This is a genomic window from Amycolatopsis oliviviridis, from assembly GCF_014654365.1.
GTDB classification, from domain to species: domain Bacteria; phylum Actinomycetota; class Actinomycetes; order Mycobacteriales; family Pseudonocardiaceae; genus Amycolatopsis; species Amycolatopsis oliviviridis.
Genome location: NZ_BNAY01000007.1, coordinates 37143 through 54493 on the forward strand (window position 1 = coordinate 37143; position 17351 = coordinate 54493).

General features: G+C 68.6%; 13 protein-coding genes. 5 read left to right on the top strand and 8 right to left on the bottom strand.

Features of this window, described 5'->3' with window-relative positions:
• The first annotated feature begins 15 nt into the window (after positions 1-15).
• Positions 16-981 (top strand): helix-turn-helix domain-containing protein, encoded by a 966-nt coding sequence (locus IE302_RS28090; RefSeq protein ID WP_191257449.1) that lies wholly within the window; start codon positions 16-18, stop codon positions 979-981.
• A gap of 87 nt (positions 982-1068) precedes the next feature.
• Here the strand turns inward: IE302_RS28090 and trpD are convergent, their stop codons facing one another.
• From trpD to IE302_RS28105, 3 genes are all read right to left on the bottom strand, one after another.
• Positions 1069-2094 carry an anthranilate phosphoribosyltransferase gene (trpD, locus tag IE302_RS28095; RefSeq protein ID WP_191257450.1) on the bottom strand — a complete coding sequence of 342 codons (1026 nt, stop codon included), beginning with the start codon at positions 2092-2094 and terminating at the stop codon, positions 1069-1071.
• A 4-nt stretch (positions 2095-2098) separates the two neighbouring features.
• Positions 2099-2509 carry a hypothetical protein gene (locus IE302_RS28100; RefSeq protein ID WP_093938733.1) on the bottom strand — a complete coding sequence of 137 codons (411 nt, stop codon included), beginning with the start codon at positions 2507-2509 and terminating at the stop codon, positions 2099-2101.
• A 61-nt stretch (positions 2510-2570) separates the two neighbouring features.
• The gene (locus tag IE302_RS28105) at positions 2571-2987 is read right to left on the bottom strand and encodes a hypothetical protein (protein WP_191257451.1); all 417 of its coding nucleotides are present in this window, start codon (positions 2985-2987) and stop codon (positions 2571-2573) included.
• A 95-nt stretch (positions 2988-3082) separates the two neighbouring features.
• Here IE302_RS28105 and ctaE point away from each other — a divergent pair, with 95 nt between their 5' ends.
• From ctaE to qcrB, 4 genes are read left to right on the top strand one after another with little or no spacing between them, the layout of a single operon-like run.
• Positions 3083-3706, top strand: a complete 624-nt coding sequence (gene ctaE / locus IE302_RS28110; RefSeq protein ID WP_081975967.1) for an aa3-type cytochrome oxidase subunit III — start codon at positions 3083-3085, stop codon at positions 3704-3706.
• Between the two features lie 55 nt (positions 3707-3761).
• The gene (qcrC, locus tag IE302_RS28115) at positions 3762-4580 is read left to right on the top strand and encodes a cytochrome bc1 complex diheme cytochrome c subunit (protein WP_191257452.1); all 819 of its coding nucleotides are present in this window, start codon (positions 3762-3764) and stop codon (positions 4578-4580) included.
• The gene (gene qcrA / locus IE302_RS28120) at positions 4577-5710 is read left to right on the top strand and encodes a cytochrome bc1 complex Rieske iron-sulfur subunit (RefSeq protein ID WP_191257453.1); all 1134 of its coding nucleotides are present in this window, start codon (positions 4577-4579) and stop codon (positions 5708-5710) included. The genes qcrC and qcrA overlap by 4 nt, the downstream gene beginning before the upstream one ends.
• Positions 5707-7389, top strand: a complete 1683-nt coding sequence (qcrB, locus tag IE302_RS28125; RefSeq protein ID WP_191257454.1) for a cytochrome bc1 complex cytochrome b subunit — start codon at positions 5707-5709, stop codon at positions 7387-7389. The genes qcrA and qcrB overlap by 4 nt, the downstream gene beginning before the upstream one ends.
• 72 nt (positions 7390-7461) lie before the next feature.
• On the opposite strand, the gene IE302_RS28130 is transcribed toward qcrB, so the two are convergent.
• The 5 genes from IE302_RS28130 to IE302_RS28150 all read right to left on the bottom strand — a co-directional run bounded on the left by IE302_RS28130 (position 7462) and on the right by IE302_RS28150 (position 17282).
• Entirely contained in the window at positions 7462-7854 is a 393-nt protein-coding gene (locus IE302_RS28130; RefSeq protein ID WP_191257455.1) for a hypothetical protein, read from the bottom strand.
• Complete coding sequence (locus IE302_RS28135; protein WP_191257456.1) at positions 7851-11723, bottom strand: nucleic acid/nucleotide deaminase domain-containing protein; 3873 nt, start codon at positions 11721-11723, stop codon at positions 7851-7853. The genes IE302_RS28130 and IE302_RS28135 overlap by 4 nt, the downstream gene beginning before the upstream one ends.
• 97 nt (positions 11724-11820) lie before the next feature.
• A complete protein-coding gene (locus tag IE302_RS28140) occupies positions 11821-13977 on the bottom strand; it encodes an AbfB domain-containing protein (protein WP_191257457.1) in 2157 nt (718 codons plus the stop codon).
• Between the two features lie 86 nt (positions 13978-14063).
• On the bottom strand, positions 14064-16124 hold the full coding sequence (locus IE302_RS28145; protein ID WP_191257458.1) for an AbfB domain-containing protein: 2061 nt from the start codon (positions 16122-16124) through the stop codon (positions 14064-14066).
• Between the two features lie 72 nt (positions 16125-16196).
• Entirely contained in the window at positions 16197-17282 is a 1086-nt protein-coding gene (locus IE302_RS28150) for a hypothetical protein (protein WP_191257459.1), read from the bottom strand.
• Positions 17283-17351 lie beyond the last annotated feature (69 nt).

Consider the following 17351-nt stretch of genomic DNA (forward strand, 5'->3'; position numbering starts at 1 on the left):
TGCTAGGAATCGCATATGTCGCAAGATTCCTCGCACAAGGTCGCCGTCCTGGTCGACGAGGGGTCCAACCCCTTCGAAATGGGCGTCGCGACCGAGCTCTTCGGCCTGCGGCGGCCGGAACTAGACCGGCCCTGGTACGGCTTCACGCTGTGCTCCACCGAGCCGTCCGTGCGCATGCACCTGGGGATGTTCACCCTCACCGGCGTCGCCGGGCTCGAAGCCGTGGAGGCCGCCGACACGGTCATCGTGCCCAACCGGCCCGATCCGGAGACCCCTGCTCGCGAGCCGGTGCTGGCGGCCATCCGCGCCGCGGCCGCGCGAGGCGCCCGGCTGGTGAGCTTCTGCACCGGCGCCTTCACCCTCGCGCAGGCGGGCGTCCTGGACGGACGGCGCGCGACGACACACTGGAAATGGGCCGAGCGGTTCCGGACGCTGTTCCCCGAAGTGCTGCTGGAGCCCGACGTGCTGTTCGTCGACGATGGCGACGTCCTGACCGCCGCGGGCAGCGCGGCCGCGCTCGACCTGGGGCTGCACCTGATCAGCCGCGACCACGGCGCCGAGATCGCCAACGCGGTGAGCAGGCGGCTGGTGTTCGCCGGGCACCGCGACGGTGGCCAGCGGCAGTTCGTCGAACGGCCGCTGCCGCCGGTGCCGGACACCTCACTGGCGCCGGTGCTCGAATGGGCGCGCGAACGGCTGGACCGGCCGCTCACCGTCGCCGACCTCGCCGCGCGGGCGGCGGCCAGCCAGGCGACGCTGCACCGGCGGTTCCGTGCCGAACTGGGGACGACGCCGCTGGCGTGGCTCACGACGGAACGGATCGCGCTGGCGTGCCGGCTGATCGAGCGCGGGGAGCAGCGGCTGGACCTGGTGGCGCGGGCTTCGGGTTTCGGCACCGCCGCGAATCTGCGGGCCCAGTTGCGGAGAGCTACGGGGCTGACGCCTACGGCTTACCGGGCGCGGTTCAGCACCGCTTCGTGACAGACGCATTTCGTCCTCTGGATGCGGTCCTTGCACACGCAACTACCGCATTCAGAGGACGAAACGCGCCATGGGGCAGGGCGTGGGTCAGGCGAAGGCGATCCACCGGGTCAGCAGGTCGGCCGCCGCGCCCGAGTCGACGGCCGAGGCCGCTCGCGCGAGCCCGGCCGCGAGGTCGTCTTCCAGTGACCCCGAGAACCCGGCGAAAGCCGCCAGCGCGGCCGCCGAGTTGAGCAGCACCGCGTCCCGCACCGGCCCGGTCTTCCCGTTCATCACCTGGCGGAACACCTCGGCGTTGTGCGCGGCGTCGCCGCCGCGCAGGTCGTCCGCGGTCGCCCTGGCGATGCCCAGCGACGAAGGGTCGAAGGTCCGCTCGGTGATCTCGCCGCCGGAGACCACCCACACCGAAGTGGTGGTCGTGGTGGTGATCTCGTCGAGCCCGTCGTCGCCGCGGACGAGCAGCACGGTCATGCCGCGCCGCGCGAACACCTCGCCGAGCACGCGCGTCTTGTCCTCGTACGCGCAGCCGATCAGGGAACTGCGCGGCTGCGCGGGGTTGGTGAGCGGGCCCAGCAGGTTGAACGTCGTCGGCACGCCGAGTTCACCGCGCGTCGGGCCGGCGTGGCGCAGGGCGGGGTGGAACTTCGGCGCGAAGCAGAAGCCGATGCCCAGTTCGTTCACGCTGCGCTGGACCGTCTCGGGTGGCAGGTCGATGGTGACGCCCAGTTCCTCCAGCACGTCGGCCGCGCCGGACTTCGACGACGCGCTCCGGTTGCCGTGCTTGGCCACCGGGGCGCCCGCCGCGGCCGTCACCACCGTGGCCATGGTGGAGATGTTGACCGAATTGGACCGGTCGCCGCCGGTACCGACGATGTCGACCGACGGCCTGTCGATCGTCACCCGTTTGGCGTGCGCCAGCATGGCGTCGGCCATCCCGGAGATCTCCGCCGGTGTCTCACCCTTCGCGCGCAACGCGACGGCGAATCCGGCGATCTGGGAGGGCGTCGCCGCCCCGCTCATGATCTGGTCCATCGCCCACGCGGTGTCCTCCTCGGACAGATCCGCGCGCGCGATGAGCTGGTTGAGCAGGGACGGCCAGGTCTTGGTGGCCACCGGTTCAGCCGTGCACGACTGGCACCCGCCGGGCGCGCAGCACGTCGGCGACCGTCTCGGCGGCGGTCAGCGGGTCGAGCGGGTGGACCAGCACCGCGTCGGCCTGCGACCAGGTCGCGAGCCAGCGGTCGTCCTTGCGCCGCACCGCGACCACGATGGGCGGGCAGTCCTCGATCTCGTTCTTCAGCTGACGGGTCAGCCCGATGCCGCCGGTCGGCTGCGCCTCGCCGTCGAGGATGGCCAGGTCCACGTTGCCCGCGTCCATCTCGACGAGCACCTCGGAGATGCCGGACGCCTCGGTGTAGTCCACCCGGCCGAGGTCGGCGGCGGGCCTGCGGCCGACGGCGTTGATGATCGCCTCGCGCACCTCCGCCTTGTGGCTGAACACCAGGATCCGCATCGCCTGCTCGCCCATGAGCGCGCCTCCGCCTCGTCTAGTCATGTCGACCCCGCGATGTTATCCGCCATGACCGACATCACGTGGACGCACCCGGCGGCTGGAGCGCGTCCCAGCCCACCGAATCCCCGCCGAGCCGCTGCGCGAGCCCCGCCATCCGCGACCGTTCCTGCGCGCAGTGCAGCGCGTCGAGGGTCTGGACGCGCAGGGCGTGCGCCAGCGTCAGTTCGCCGTCCGGCCCCTGTTCCCGCAGCTCCCAGCCGTCCTGGGCGAGGATCGAGGCCGCCTCGGCCACCTTTTCGGGCGGAAGTTTCAAGTGGTGACGCAGGATCGCCGGCGCTTCGGCGACCCAAGCGGGTGATCTCGCGAGCACCGAAGAATCCGCCTCGGCCGGGTCGAACGCCTCCGCGACGATCTCCACGCCGGGCGTGTCGATCGTCAGACCAGGGATCTTCGGCTTCTTGACCAGGTCACGAAGCCGATCTAGTAAACCCATGAGTAGCCCTGTTCCCACTTTCGTTCAGATGTGACCCGACACGCACGCGACTTGCCGTGGACCCACCCGGCGGGCCCCGTGCGTGAGAGGACATAATGCGACGCGTGACAACGGCAGCTCCCACCATCAGCCAGCGGGTCCACTCGCTGAACCGGCCGAACATGGTCAGTGTCGGCACCATCGTGTGGCTGTCCAGCGAACTGATGTTCTTCGCCGGACTGTTCGCCATGTTCTTCACCGTGAAGGCGCAGAACGCGACCGGCCAGTGGCCGCCGCCGCTGCACGGTGAGCCCTTCGAGTTGAACGTCGCCCTGGCGATCCCGTTCACGGTGATCCTCGTGGCGTCCTCGTTCACTTGCCAGTTCGGCGTGTTCGCCGCCGAAAAGGGTGACGTCTTCGGCTTGCGCCGCTGGTACATCATCACGTTGATCATGGGCGCGATCTTCGTCGGCGGCCAGGGTTACGAGTACCTCCACCTGATCGAAGAGGGGATGACGATCCCGTCCGGCCCGTTCGGCACGGTCTTCTTCCTCGCGACCGGGTTCCACGGCCTGCACGTCATCGGCGGGCTCATCGCGTTCGTGTACCTGCTCATCCGCACCAAGCTGAGCAAGTTCACCCCGGCCCAGGCCACCTCGGCGATCGTCGTGTCGTACTACTGGCACTTCGTCGACATCGTGTGGGTGGGTCTGTTCGCGGTGATCTACATCCTTCCGTGAACGAAGCCGCCACCACGACCTATCGGCCTGAACTGACAGCAAGGGTTGCCGCAAGATGACCTCCAGCAAGAACGACACGGAGCGCCGCTTCCGCAAGCGGTCGAAAGCACGCAGGCGGTTCGCCGGCGTGCTGGCGCTCGGGATCGCGCTCCTGAGCGTGGGCGGGCTGTACGCCGTTTTCGCGCCGGAGCCGCAGACCGCGCAGGCGCAGGGCGAGTCCGCCCTCCTGCGTGAGGGCGAGAAGCTCTACAACAACACGTGTATCGAATGTCACGGGCCGAAGCTCGAAGGCGTCACCGACCGTGGCCCGAGCCTCATCGGCATCGGCGACGCGGCCGTGTACTTCCAGACCTCGACCGGCCGCATGCCCGCGGTCCGCCAGGAAGCCCAGGCGCAGCGGAAGCCGCCGAAGCTGTCCGAGGCCGAGATCAACGCCCTGGGCGCCTACATCCAGGCCAACGGCGGCGGCGCGCAGCGCCCCACCGAGAAGGGTGACGCGCTGCGCGGCGAAGACGTCGCGCGCGGCAGCGAGCTCTTCCGCCTCAACTGCGCCTCCTGCCACGGCTTCACCGGCCGCGGCGGCGCGCTCTCGTCGGGCAAGTTCGCCCCGAACCTGGACCCGGCCACGGAAGAGCAGATCTACACCGCGATGCTCACCGGGCCGCAGAACATGCCCAAGTTCTCCGACCGGCAGCTGTCGCCGGAGGAGAAGAAGGACATCATCGCGTTCGTGAAGTCCGTGAGCCACGGGAACAACGCACCCGGCGGTAGCTCGCTCGGCGGTCTTGGCCCGGCCTCGGAGGGTGCGATCGCGTGGATCGTCGGGATCGCCGCGCTGATCGGCGTGACGTTGTGGATTGGATCGAAGGCATGAGCGCCGAAGGGCCGAAGCCGCCGACAGAGGCGGAATTGGCGGACATGGATCGCGACCAGCTCGTCAAGCTGGGTACCGCGCTCGACGGGGTCGAGATCGTGGAGTACCCGAAGCCGTGGCCGGTCGAGGGGACCCGGGCGGAGAAGCGCGCCGAGCGCTCGGTCGCCCTCTGGTTCGTGCTGGCCGCGCTGTCCGGCCTCGCGTTCGTGGTCCTCGTCGCGTGGCCGCACTGGTTCGAGTACAAGGAGCCGGGTACGACCGGCTACACCAAGTACACGCTGTACACGCCGCTGCTCGGGATCACCCTCGGGCTCGCGGTGCTCAGCCTCGGTATCGGGGTGATCCTCTACACCAAGAAGTTCATCCCGGCCGAGGTCGCGGTGCAGGAGCGCGGGGACGGCGGTTCCAAGGAGGTCGACAAGGCCACCATCGTCGCCCAGTTGGCTCACTCGGGCAACGACAGCACCATCGCGCGCCGCTCGATGATCAAGCGGTCCGCGGGTGCCGGCGCCGGTGTGCTCGGCCTCGCCGTCGCGGCGCTGCCGATCGCGTCCTTCATCAAGGACCCGTGGAAGGACACCGAGAACCGCGACTCGCTGTGGCACTCGGGCTGGAAGAAGAACTTCCCGGACGAAGAGGTCTTCCTGCGCCGCAACACCGGACGCCCGCACGAGATCTCCCTGGTCAGGGTCGAGGACCTCGACGCGGGCGCGATGGAAACGGTGTTCCCGTTCCGTGAGTCCGAGCGGGAGGACGAGCACGCGCTGTCGGCCGCCTTCAAGCGGGTCGACAACCCGGTCATGTTGATCCGCCTTCGCCCGACCGACGCCGCCAAGGTCGTCAAGCGGGCGAACCAGGAGGACTACAACTTCGGCGACTACTACGCGTACACGAAGATCTGCAGCCACGTGGGCTGCCCGACCTCCCTGTACGAGCAGCGGACCAACCGCATCCTCTGCCCCTGTCACCAGTCGCAGTTCGACGCGCTCCACTACGCCAAGCCGATTTTCGGTCCGGCCACGCGGCCACTGGCCCAATTGCCGATTACAGTGAACAAGGACGGCTACCTGGTCGCGCGCGGAGACTTCAACGAGGCCGTCGGACCGGCCTTTTGGGAGCGTAAGTCATGAGTTCACTCACCACCCCGACCAAGGGGACGAACCCGGCCGAGAAGGCCGTGGGCGCTGGTGCGAAGTGGGCCGACGACCGGTATCACCTGGCCAAGGGCATGCGGCACCAGATCAACAAGGTGTTCCCGACGCACTGGTCGTTCCTGCTCGGCGAGATCGCGCTCTACAGCTTCATCATCCTGCTGCTGTCGGGTGTGTACCTCACGCTGTTCTTCGACCCCTCCATGGAGGAGGTCGTCTACAACGGCAGCTTCACCGGCCTGCAGGGCGTCGAGATGTCGCGGGCCTTCGCGACCACGCTGGACATCTCGTTCGACGTCCGCGGCGGTCTGTTCGTCCGCCAGCTGCACCACTGGGCCGCGCTGATCTTCGTGGCTTCGATGATGGTGCACATGTTCCGGATCTTCTTCACCGGTGCGTTCCGGCGCCCGCGTGAGGCGAACTGGGTCATCGGTGCGCTGCTGCTGGTCCTGGGCATGTTCGAAGGCTTCTTCGGCTACTCGCTCCCGGACGACCTGCTCTCCGGTACCGGTATCCGCGCGACCCTGTCGGGCATCGTGCTCTCGGTGCCGGTCATGGGCACCTGGATCCACTGGGCGCTGTTCGGCGGGGAGTTCCCCGGCAACGAGATCATCCCGCGCCTGTACACGATCCACATCCTGCTGCTGCCGGGCATCATGCTCGGCCTGGTCGCCGCGCACCTCGCGCTGGTCTGGTACCAGAAGCACACGCAGTTCCCGGGCGTGCGCCGCAAGGAGACCAACGTCGTCGGCGTCCGCATCATGCCGGTCTTCGCGCTCAAGGGCGGTGCGTTCTTCGCGCTGGTCACCGGCGTCATCGCGCTGATGTCGGGTCTCTTCCAGATCAACCCGATCTGGAACATCGGCCCGTACAACGCGGCGCAGGTCTCGGCCGGTTCACAGCCTGACTGGTACATGGCCTGGGCCGACGGCATGCTGCGGATCTGGCCCGCATGGGAGCTCTACCTCGGGAACTACACGGTCCCGGCGGTGTTCTTCCCCGGCGCGGTCGGGATGCCGCTGCTGATCGGGTTGCTGGTGATGTATCCCTGGATCGAGCGAAAGCTGTCCAAGGACACCGCGCACCACAACCTGCTGCAGCGTCCGCGCGACGTCCCGGTCCGGACCTCGCTCGGCATCATGGCCCTGACGTTCTTCGCGGTCATCATGCTGTCGGGCTTCAACGACATCATCGCGTTCGCCTTCGACATCTCGCTGAACGCGACGACGTGGGCTGGCCGGATCGGTGTGCTGCTGCTGCCGCCGATCGCGTACTACATCACCTACCGGATCTGCCTCGGTCTCCAGCGGGCCGACCGCGAGGTGCTGGAGCACGGTGTCGAAACCGGCATCATCAAGCGCCTGCCGCACGGTGAGTTCATCGAGATCCACCAGCCGCTCGGCCCGGTGGACGACCACGGTCACCCGCTCCCGCTCGAGTACCAGGGCGCGTCGGTGCCGAAGAAGATGAACAAGCTCGGTTCGGCCGGTCACGCCGTCGCGGGTTCGACCTGGTCGCCGGACCCGGTCGAGGAGACCATCGCGCTGGAGCGCGCCCGGGCCAATGGGCACGGCTCCAACGGGCACGGCAACGGCAAGGTCGACGACATCGGCGGTGAGCCTTCGCAGGAGCGCAAGGAGATCACCTCCGGGCACTAGCTCGACGGAAGTACATGAAGGCCCCCTTCCCTGCGCCTGGCGCAGGGAAGGGGGCCTTCACACGTTGAAGCGTCAGCCGGTGACCTTGAGCTCCAGGGGACGCATGTTGTCGTCGCTCGGGACGATGGTCAGGCCCGCGGCGGTGAGGACGGCGGTGAGCGCCGTCCTCATCGCCGCGTGGACCGCGATCTGCTGCCGTACCTGGGGACTCTCCTTTTCACCGGCCACCAGGAGCCGGAAGGCCTCATCACGCCAAGGCCTTGCCACCACCCAGTCGACCCAGACCCCGCAGGCGCCCTCGAAGACGTCCACCTCGATCACGGCACCTCCGGCGTCCCGGTGATCGTCCGGATCGGGCTCGACGATCACCGGGAACCCCGCCGCCCGCAACACGGCTTCGGTCCGGTCGCCCAGAGCGAACAGCCGTTCCTGTTCGGCGGGGTGGACGCGGCGGAGCGAAGTCATCCGCCTGCTCCGCTACCCACCAAGACGCGCTGTTCCGCTTCGGTGGCCGTCGCCGAACCGGCGAAGAGGCCGCGCCTCTTGTAGGACTTCTTGATCATGTCGATCAGGCTCCCCTTGTAGATCTTGTCGATCTCGGGATCACCGGTCCACGGTACCGAGAAGGACGTTTTGAGGTCGGGTGCCATCTTGCTGACCCAATCCCGTTTGCAGTCGGGGCACGGTTCGCGTTCGCTGTAGAGGCCCTTGATGTTCTTGGGATCGAAACCCTGCTCGATGACCTGCTCGACGATGTGCTGCTCGGAGTGGCGGCCGGCGTCGTTGCTGTTGCCCGCCACGTAGCCGTCGGGGAGCTTCCCGTTCGGGTCCTTGTATCCGGGGAGATAGGCGACGGCGACGTTCCGGCTCGTTCCGTAGCCGTTTCCGATCCGGTAATCGAGCGCGATGCTCGGCAACGTTCCCCCGTTGTCACCGTGATCCACGAGCCCGCAGGTGAAATCGGGGATGTCCGAGGTCTTCGCGGTGGCCGGTACCTGGCTGATCCGGTTGCACCATTTGCGGATGGCGTTGAAGAGCGGTTTGACCTTGTCCGCGACCTTGCGGAAGATCGCGGACTTGTTCAAGAACTTGGAAATGTTCTGGATGATCTTCACGACCGCCGAAGCCACCTTGGGCAGCTTCAGGAAGACGACGACGATCGACGCGACGTTGACGACGGTCCAGATGCAGGCCTCGATGTTGCCTTCGCCGAAACACCGCTCCGCGTCACGCCAGCCGATCACTTCGAGCAGGACTTCGGCCCCGATCTCCACCAGGAACGACGTCACACTGCCGCCGTTCTTGGACTGCTCGGCGGCCTGGCGGTACTCGTCCAGCAGCATCCGGCCGAATTCGGTCGCCGAGAGCATGGCGACTTCTTCTTGGGTCAGATCGGGCAGCCCGGCACCCGTCTCCTCCGCCGCGCGGCGTCTCGCCTCCTCTTCCTCCTTGCGTTGCTGCTCTTCCGCGCGGTCGGCGGCTTGCTGGGCTTCGGTCGCGCTTTGCCGTGCCCGTTCCGCGGCGGCGGCCGCGTTGCGCGCGTGTTCTTCGGCCCGGTCGGCCGCCCCCCTGGCTTCCGCCGCCGAGGCTTCGGCCGCGGTCGCCGCGTCCCTGGCGAGTTGAGCGTCCCGTTCGGCACGCGACGCCGAGTCCCGCGCCGCCTGTGCCTCGCGTTCCGCCGCCGCGGCGTTCCGGCCGGCGATGGCGGCGTCGGCGTTGGCCTCGTTGGCCGCGGCTCGCGCGGTCTGCGCGTCCGCACGGGCGGCCGCGTCCGACGCGTTCGCCCGTTCGCCCGCGGCACGAGCCAGCGCGCCTTCGGCCGCGGCCGCGGCTGCCGCTTCCTGCGCTTCGGCCGCCGAGTTCGCCGCCGCGGCGGCTGATGCCGCTGCCCGCGCCGCCGCTTCGAACGCGGGTTTCACCTCTTTCTGCGCCCGAGCAGCGGCTTCGGCGGCCCGATCCGCCGCCAGCGTCGCTTCGGTGGCCCGGTCGCGGGCCGCTTGCGCCTGCTCGGCTCCGACCGCCCTGGCCTGGTTGGCGACCAGGATGACGAAGTCGGCGTCGAGGTCCGAACCCGCGTACGGCGCGACGACGATGATCGCCCGGTTGGCCGGATCGGTGATCGCGCTCGACGACGCCCGCGCGGCGGTGGACGCCCGCAGGGCGATATCCGCTTGCGTGGCCGCGGAGACCGACTCATTGAAGGCCGCGTCGGCCTCGGCGCGGGTACGCTCCGCCGCCATCAGCGAACGCATCGCCTCGCCGGCCGCTTGTTCCGCGAGCTGGACCGCGTTCCGTGCCGCCTCGGCCGCCTTGGTCTCCTCGGCGGTCGCCTCGGCCGCCTTCACGTTGGCCTGGGTGGCGTGGTGATGGGTCTCCGCCGCCGAGGCCTCGGCCCGGTTGGCCGCGTGGTTGGCCGCGGAGGCCGCGGCACGGGCTTCCTGAGCCGCGGCGCGGGCCCGTGCCGCCGCTCGGGTCGCCTCGCCCGCCGCTTGCCTCGCGACCACGGCGGCGCCGGTCGCCCGGTTGGCGGCGTCGCGGGCCGCGGTGGCCGCGGCGGTCGCGTTGTTGGCCTCGTTCCGCGCCGCGGCGGCGGCGTTCTTCGCGTCGGTCTCCGCCGAGGTGCCCCGTGCGGCGGCTTCGGCCGCGTTCAGCGCTTCCGCCTTCGCCTGCGCGGTCTGCTTCAGCCGTTCCGCGGTGAAGGCGGCGTCGCGGGCGGTTTTCGCCTTCCCTTCTTCGCTCACCGCCCGCTGTTCGGCTTCCCCGGCGAGCCGTTCCTGTTCCTGCGCGCGGAGGTTGGAGTCGTTGGCGATGCCGGCTTGGCGCTGGGCTTCGCCGCGGTGACGACGTGCTTCCGCGGCCGCTTGGTCGGCACGCTGACGGGCGGCGGCCGCGTTGGCCCGCTCGGCTTCGGCGACCCTGCGGGCGCTCTTCGCCCTGTCCCGCTGCCGTTCCGCCTCCTCGCGATGTGCGCGGGTGCGTTCGGCCGAGGCCCTGGCGGCGTTGGCTGCGGCTTCGGCCGCTTCGCGAGCCTGCTTGGCCCGGACGGCCGCGTCCTTGGCCGCCACCGCCTGCACTCGTGCCGCTTCCGCCACCTGTGCGGCAGCGGTCGCGTGCTCTTCGGCGTGCAGACCCCATTGGCGAGCCTGCTCAGCGTGTTTCTCGGCGCGTTCCTGGGCGTTGCGTGCCTGGTCGGTGGCTTCGGTGGCGTCGATCGCGTGCTGTGCGGTCTCCGAGGCGTGGACCGCCGCCTGCCCGGCCGCGCTCATGCCCCTCGCCATGTCGGCCCACTGAGTGCCGTAGGGGAGTCCGACGGCGACCAGTTCGGCGGCCTGGACGCCGGCCTGCTCGGCAGCGCGCACGGCATCGGCCGCGGCGTCGCGGGCGTTGCCGACCTGACGGGCGGCCTCGGCCTTGACCAAGGTGAAGGAGTCGGGCGGGTGGTTGCCCGCCGCGTCGTTCGCGTCCAGGATCTGCTTGGCCTTGCGGGCTTCGTTCCCCGCGAGCACCATCGCGTTCGCGATCCGCTGGAGCGCGCGCAGCGCATCCCCGTGCGCCACCATCAGGTTCCGCCGCGCGGTCATCGCCCGCACGGCCCGTTTGGCGAGGTCGCTCAGCTGCTCGGCGGCCCGTGCCGCGGCTTCCTGATCACGGATCTGCTTTTCCCGCTCTTCGGCGTCACGTTTCGCCGCGGCGAGGTAGCCGGTGTTCAGGAACTCCGCGATCGCCGCGTCACCCGCGTCGAGCGCGGCCTGTGCCGCCGTCTTCACGTGGTGCCCGGCGACGCCGAGCAGTGCCGTGACCCTGGCGCGCAGCTGCTCGGCACGCGCCTGGCCGCCCGCCGCGACCTGTGCGTCGCGCTCCCTCGCGATCTCCTTGCCGTAGGCGAGGAACTGCTCGCGGTCGATGTCTCCGCCCGCGAGGACTCGTTGGACCTCGGCGTTGAAGATCGGCCCGCCGGTACCCGCCATCGCCTGGATGGTGACCCGGTTCTGGCGCGCGGTCTCGGCTTCCCGCGCCGCGGCCCTCGCCTTGGCGGCGTCGAGGCCGGTTTCGAGGAATTCGTGCAATGCGGCTTCGGTGCCCGCGTCGAGCGCCGCGCGCGCGGCCTCACGTACTTCGGGCTCCTCGGCCAGCTCGGCGTGATCGGCGATGATCTGCCGGACGACGGGACTGCCCACCAGGGCGGGTACGCCCGATCGGCCGTCCCAGTTGCGGTACGGGTCTTCCGGCATGGGACGGGCCGGGGACGTCGGCGGTGGTGTGGTCGGTGGTGGATCGTCGGCCGCGACCGCGGGCGCCGGGTGAATCAGCCCGGCGAGTACCGCGGTCGCCAAGAAGACAAGAAACGTTCTCAGCAGGTATCTCGTTCTCGACATCAGAACCCCCAGAAATCGGTGCCTGCCGGTCGACCCGGCAGGCACCACCGGCTTGTCAGTTGTAATATTCTTTCGCGCCTTCGGCGGCGGTGTGTTCGATCCTTCCGTACTGGAAGTAGCTCACGCGTTTACCGGGTACGCCGGGGAAATCCATTTCGTCGGAAGTGGGATAGCCGAGCCTGCTTCGTTCGTATTGCAGTGTCGCCCACCGATCGAAAATGGCTCCGTAGATCAGCTTCGGACCGATGTTCGGGTGGTACCAGATGCCTCTGGGGCCGGCGAAAAGGTTCCGCATGCCCTTCCCGTCGGGCAGGTATCCCGTGTCCCCGCTGGGGATGAATCCCGGAATGTTCCGGCCGCCGGATTCGAGGTACTTGTTGAGCAGCGGGTCCAATATCCGGACCACGCCGTGCTGGGCCGACCAGAAGGCGCCGCCTTTTTGGAAGCGCTTGTACCGGATGCCGTTCAAGATGTTTTCCGGCTGGGTCTGCGGACCGAGGCCGTTCCAGCCCCACCAGTCCTCGTTGAGCCAGCGCTCGTCGATCTTCGTGGTGATCGAGGGGTTGGGGCCCACGGGAATCCAGCTGATGTCGGCGGCGAAGTTGCCGTCGGTGTCGAAGTTGTTCTCCTTGCTCAGGCCGTTGGCCGCCCAGAGCTCGCCCCAGTACTGCCGCAGGTAGCGGCCCGGATGCGCCTTCGCCTCCAGTGTCACGTTGGTCGGATTGCCGTCCCTGCCCGCCTTGGCGCACCAGGTGGCGTTGAGTTTGTAGACGTCGGTGCCGTCGTTGCCCGCCAGCTGGACCCGCAGGTTCGGCGCGATGCGCAGGTAGCTGCCGACCCGGGTGGCCGATTCGAGCGAGAAGCAGTTCGCGTCGGCGAGCCCGGGGACGATCTTCCAGGTGGCGTCGCCCAAGGGCGCGGTGACGACATTCGACGGCTGGGTTCCCGGGGTGGCCCAGGCATCGCCGCCGGCACTGCGGACGTGCCAGCCCCGCCGTCCGGCGGTGACTCCGGCGAACGCCTGTTCCAGCACGGTGTACTGGCCCCTGGCGAGGAAGTCCTTGACCTGGTCCCAGGTCCCGTTCGCGGCGACGTCGCCAGCCGCCGCGGCGAGCCGGGGACGGAGCCTGCTCGCGTCGGCCTTGGCCTTGATGTCGCGGACCTTCTGCCGGTCGGCCTCCTCCCGTTCCCGCAAAATCCTGGCGTCGTCCCTGGCACGGGCCTCGGCGACCCCGGTCCTGATGTAGCGGTCCCAGTCGGCCGCCACCCCGGCGAGGGCGACGGTGGCCGCGTCCTTGATCTCGCGGTGCGCGGGGTCGGCGAGCTCCGGGGTCTTCAGCAGCTCGCGGATGAAGTCGTCGTCGGCGAGGTCGAGCCAGGTCGCGACGGCGATGACGGGAACCTTGTCGCAGGCGTCCTTCTTCGCCATCCTGGCGGCTTCCCTGCGGGCGGCCTCCTGGTTCTCCTGGTTCAACCGGTCGAGGTAGTCGAGCTGGTCCTGGTGATTCAGCGCCCGGATCTTGTTCTCGATGAAGTCCTTCCACACCGCCGCGTCACCGCCGAACGCGTCGAAGGCGCCCTGCTTGAGTTTCGGCTGTTCCGGCCTCGCCTTCTGGTACACCTTGTAGATGAACATCTGATCGTTGTCGTTGAGCATGACGTCGTCGAAGCCGACGATGTCGGCGTCGATCAGGATCTCCCGGCGCAGCTGGACGGTGCGGTCCCAGGCCTCCTGGCGACGCTGCCGTTCGACGCGGTCGCGGGCGGCGAAATCGAAGACGCCGGTGCGGATGAACGCCGTGGCGTCGGGGGCGGCGTTGTTGTCGAGCATGACCTTGTAGACGCGGTAGGCCTCGGCCTTGGTGACCGGGAAGTTCGTCGCGTTGATCTTGTCGTAGACCTTGAAGACGAAATTCATGTCGGTGGCTTCGCGCCATTCCTTGGTGGCCTCGCCGACTTCGATCTCGAAAACCGCCCGCACCTTTTCGGTTTCGGTCGCGCTCGGCAGTTCGGCCGCGGCGGCGTCCGGGCTTTCGCGGGGAACCGGTGCCTCGGGGGCGGACGGGGCGGGCGCCTCGACGGTCGGGCTCGACGGTGCCGGGGGAGCGGCGTACCCGGTGGCCGGGGTGAACAGGCCGCACAGCACGGTCACGGCGGTCAGGACGGCGATACTTCCGGCTGGTCGTCTGCCGACGATCAGTGATCTTCGCATTTCGCATACCTTTGTTCGGGCGAAAGAGGCCAGCCGGAGGCCTGGGAGCGTTTCCCGGGCCCCCGGCTGGAGCAGGACGAAATCGATCAGTTGACGGTCATGAACACGAGGATTTCGTAAGTGCTGGAGTTCCAGGTCATGTAGCCGTGCTCGAAATTGCTTTGCCGTCCGATGGGGATGGTGAACTCGTCACTGGTCGGGAAACCGAGCCTGCCGTTTTCGGCGCCGAGCGAATTCCACCGGTCGCGAATGGAGCCCATCACGAATTTGGCTCCGGTCGACGGCGTCCAGTAGATCGCCATGTTGTGGCCGTGGAAGTTGATCATCGACCGGTTGGTCCCGTTGACCTGGTTGGTACTCGGCAGCAGCCATTTGTGCCCGCCGAGGCTCAGGTACCGGGTGAGGATCTCGCCGGTGATGAACTTCGCGCCGGTCTCCGGGCCCCAGTACAGGCGGCCGTTGGTGAATTCGCGGAACCGGACACCGGCGTCGTAGGTTTCCGCCGCCTTCGGATTACCGGCGAGCCCGCGCAGGCCGTCGTTGTTGAACCAGTCCAGCATCAGCGGCGTCGACACCTCCGGATTCGGTGCGACCACCCGCCAGTGCGAGTCCTCGACGAAGAGCCGGTCCGTGTCGAACCAGTTCCCGCCACCCTGCTGGGCGATCCAGAGCTGCGCGTCGATATGCCGCATGATCCGGCCGGGGTGCGCCTTCGACTCCAGCTGGACCTCGCCGCCGTTGCGCCGCGGGCACCAGGTGGCGTCCTTCTTGAACTGGTCGGTGCCGTCGTTGCCGTGCAGTTTGACCCGCAGATCCTGCTGCCGCAGGTAGTTCCCGGCGCGGTCGGTGGACTCCAGGGAGTAGCACAGCGGATCGGCGAGCCCGCTCGCCACCTTCCAGGTCGCGTACGGCAACGGCTTGGTTCCGTCGGTGCCGGGGTTCCCGGTGGTGATCCACGCGTCGCCCCCGCCGGTGTGGACGTGCCAGCCCCGGACGCCGGGGGTGTAGGTCCCGAACGACTGGGTCAGCACCTCGTACTGGCCCGTGCGCAGGAACGTGATCACCGCGTCGCGGTTGCCCGCCAGCGCCACGTTGGCGGCCGCGACCAGCCGCGGCCGGAGCCCGCTGTTCTCCGCGCGGACCTTGAGCTGCCGGACGGCGTCCCGGTTGGCCTGGTCTTCCTGTGCTTCACGGCGGGCCTTGTCCCGTCCGGCAGCCGCCTTGAGCCCGGTGTCGATGAACGCCTTCCACACCGCCGGGTCCGTGCTGCGGGAGGCGCGCTCCGCCGCGTCCTTGACCTCGATGTTCGCCGGGTTGGCCAGTTCGGGCAGCCGCAGCAGCTCACGGACGAAGACGTCGTCCTCGGCGTCCAGCCAGACGTTCTGGAAGGGGGCCGGGATCTCGGCGACGGCGGTGCGCCGCTTGATGTCACGCTCTTCCCGGGCCGCCTTCTCGGCGTTCTCCTGCCGGAGGCGTTCCAGGTGTTCGATGATGTCCTGCTCGGCGAGGTCGAGGATGGTGACCTCGATGAAGGTCTTCCAAACGGCGGCGTCGCCCTTGTACGCGGTCATCGCACCGCTCTGGACCTTGGAGCCGCTCTTGGCCCGGCTGGCGACCTGGAAGACGAAGTTCCGGTCGGTGAGGTCGAGCAGCACGGGGTCCAGCGGGATGATGCGGGCGTTCTCCAGTGCTTTCATCCGCGCGCCGATCCGGTCCCGCCGTTCGATGTCGCGGAGGATCTTCTCGTCGTGATCGCGCTGGACGAATTCGTGGATACCGGTCCGGATGAACGCCGAAGCGTCGGCGACGGTGAGACCGTAGATCCGTGACGCTTCCGCCTTGGTGCGGGGGAAGGCATCGATGCTGATCTTCTCGTAGACCTTGAAGACGAAGTTCTTGTCGGACAGCCTCAGCCAATCGTCGGTCGCCTCACCGACCTCGATGGCCTCGACGGCCAGCACCTTGTCCCGCTGTGACGCCGGGGGAACCGTGGTCGACCCGATATCGGGTTCCGCGGTGGGCACGGCGGGCGGCACACCCTGGCCGGGTGGCGTTTCGGCCGCACCCGCCGGTGCGCCCACCAGCCCCGTGAACACGGCGGCGACGGCGGCCACCGCTATGCCACGGCTGAGCCATGGCCTTGACATGGACGTTCTTCGCATACCCCAGTCACCTATTCTCGAGAGGAAGCCGCCGCGGGAAACCGGACGGCGGAATGATCAGCTCGGGTTCTTGATCCGCTGCTCGCCTTCGAGGGCTTTCCGCAGCAACGACTCCCAGTACTCGACGTTCTCGCCGGAGAGGGACCGGTTGTCCGTCCAGTCGCCTTCCACCGTCCTCGCGGGGTCGATGATCGCTTTCCAGTTGGGGTTCTGGGCGGCCTGCTGCGCGGCGAGCAGGATGGCGTGCCAGGTCTCCGCCTGCTGCTGGGCGAAGTCCCTCGCTTCTTCCCATTTCGACCGCACCGGCGAAACCTCGGTGCCGACCTTGCGCCAGGCGGCCGCGGCCCGGTCGCGGGCCTCCTTGCCGGCTTCGCCTTCGATTTCCCGCGCGGCCTTTTCGGCGGCTTCGGCGTCGACTATCAGCTGGGCGATCGTCAGCTGCCACTGGCGGTTCTCGCGCAGCATCCCTTCACGGAAGGTCTCGATGTCCAGCCGCGCGCCCTGCGCCCAGCCCCAGGCGAAGAAATCGGTCAGGTCGTCGTCGGTCGATCCCTCGCGGACCGCATAGGCCGCGGCGAATCTCACCTGGGTACCCGGATCCCGCTCGGCGAGCATCCGCACGTATCGACGGTCCTCCTCGACGAGGGCGCGTTTCTGCTCGCCGAGGTCGGCGCGGAACTTCTGATCACGCGCCTTCGCGGCTTCGTAACCGCCACCGTGGCAGAACTGTTCCCGTTTGGACGCGGTCGCCGTCAAGTGGTGGTTCGCCGCGTCGTAGACCTCCGGCGAGTAGGCACGGAGGTGGGTCTCCAGCAGCCGCCGGAGGAATCGCTTGTTGCCTTCGTCGCGGTTGAGCGCCTGCTGTGTCGCGTATTCGAGCCCGCCGCCGGGATAGCGGAGGAACTCGATGGACGCCGCCTCCGGGTCTTCGCTGAGCAGAGCGATCCACGCGTCCGTCTTCACCGTGCTGTGGACGCTGTACTTGGCGTAGCTCAGGACTTCCCAGCGGGCGATCTCGCCGGGTGTCATCGCCGCGGCCGTGGCGTGTACTCCGGTTTCGGCGGCGAGCCCCGCCGGAACGGCGATCGTCCCGGAGAACAACGCCGCGGCGCAAAGCGCGCAGGACAAAATACGCTTGTACACTCCAAGCCCCCAGTCAGCTTCGGTGCAGGGTGAATTAACGGGGACCCTTCCCGGACGGTGCCGGAAAGG

What these genes read in the sequence shown, in the direction of transcription:
- IE302_RS28090 (WP_191257449.1), top strand. Translation starts at nt 16, where the DNA reads ATGTCGCAAGATTCCTCGCACAAGGTCGCCGTCCTGGTCGACGAGGGG.
- IE302_RS28130 (WP_191257455.1), bottom strand. Translation starts at nt 7,854, where the DNA reads ATGACTTCGCTCCGCCGCGTCCACCCCGCCGAACAGGAACGGCTGTTC.
- IE302_RS28140 (WP_191257457.1), bottom strand. Translation starts at nt 13,977, where the DNA reads ATGCGAAGATCACTGATCGTCGGCAGACGACCAGCCGGAAGTATCGCC.
- IE302_RS28145 (WP_191257458.1), bottom strand. Translation starts at nt 16,124, where the DNA reads ATGTCAAGGCCATGGCTCAGCCGTGGCATAGCGGTGGCCGCCGTCGCC.
- qcrA (WP_191257453.1), top strand. Translation starts at nt 4,577, where the DNA reads ATGAGCGCCGAAGGGCCGAAGCCGCCGACAGAGGCGGAATTGGCGGAC.
- IE302_RS28100 (WP_093938733.1), bottom strand. Translation starts at nt 2,509, where the DNA reads ATGGGCGAGCAGGCGATGCGGATCCTGGTGTTCAGCCACAAGGCGGAG.
- ctaE (WP_081975967.1), top strand. Translation starts at nt 3,083, where the DNA reads ATGCGACGCGTGACAACGGCAGCTCCCACCATCAGCCAGCGGGTCCAC.
- IE302_RS28105 (WP_191257451.1), bottom strand. Translation starts at nt 2,987, where the DNA reads ATGGGTTTACTAGATCGGCTTCGTGACCTGGTCAAGAAGCCGAAGATC.
- qcrB (WP_191257454.1), top strand. Translation starts at nt 5,707, where the DNA reads ATGAGTTCACTCACCACCCCGACCAAGGGGACGAACCCGGCCGAGAAG.
- qcrC (WP_191257452.1), top strand. Translation starts at nt 3,762, where the DNA reads ATGACCTCCAGCAAGAACGACACGGAGCGCCGCTTCCGCAAGCGGTCG.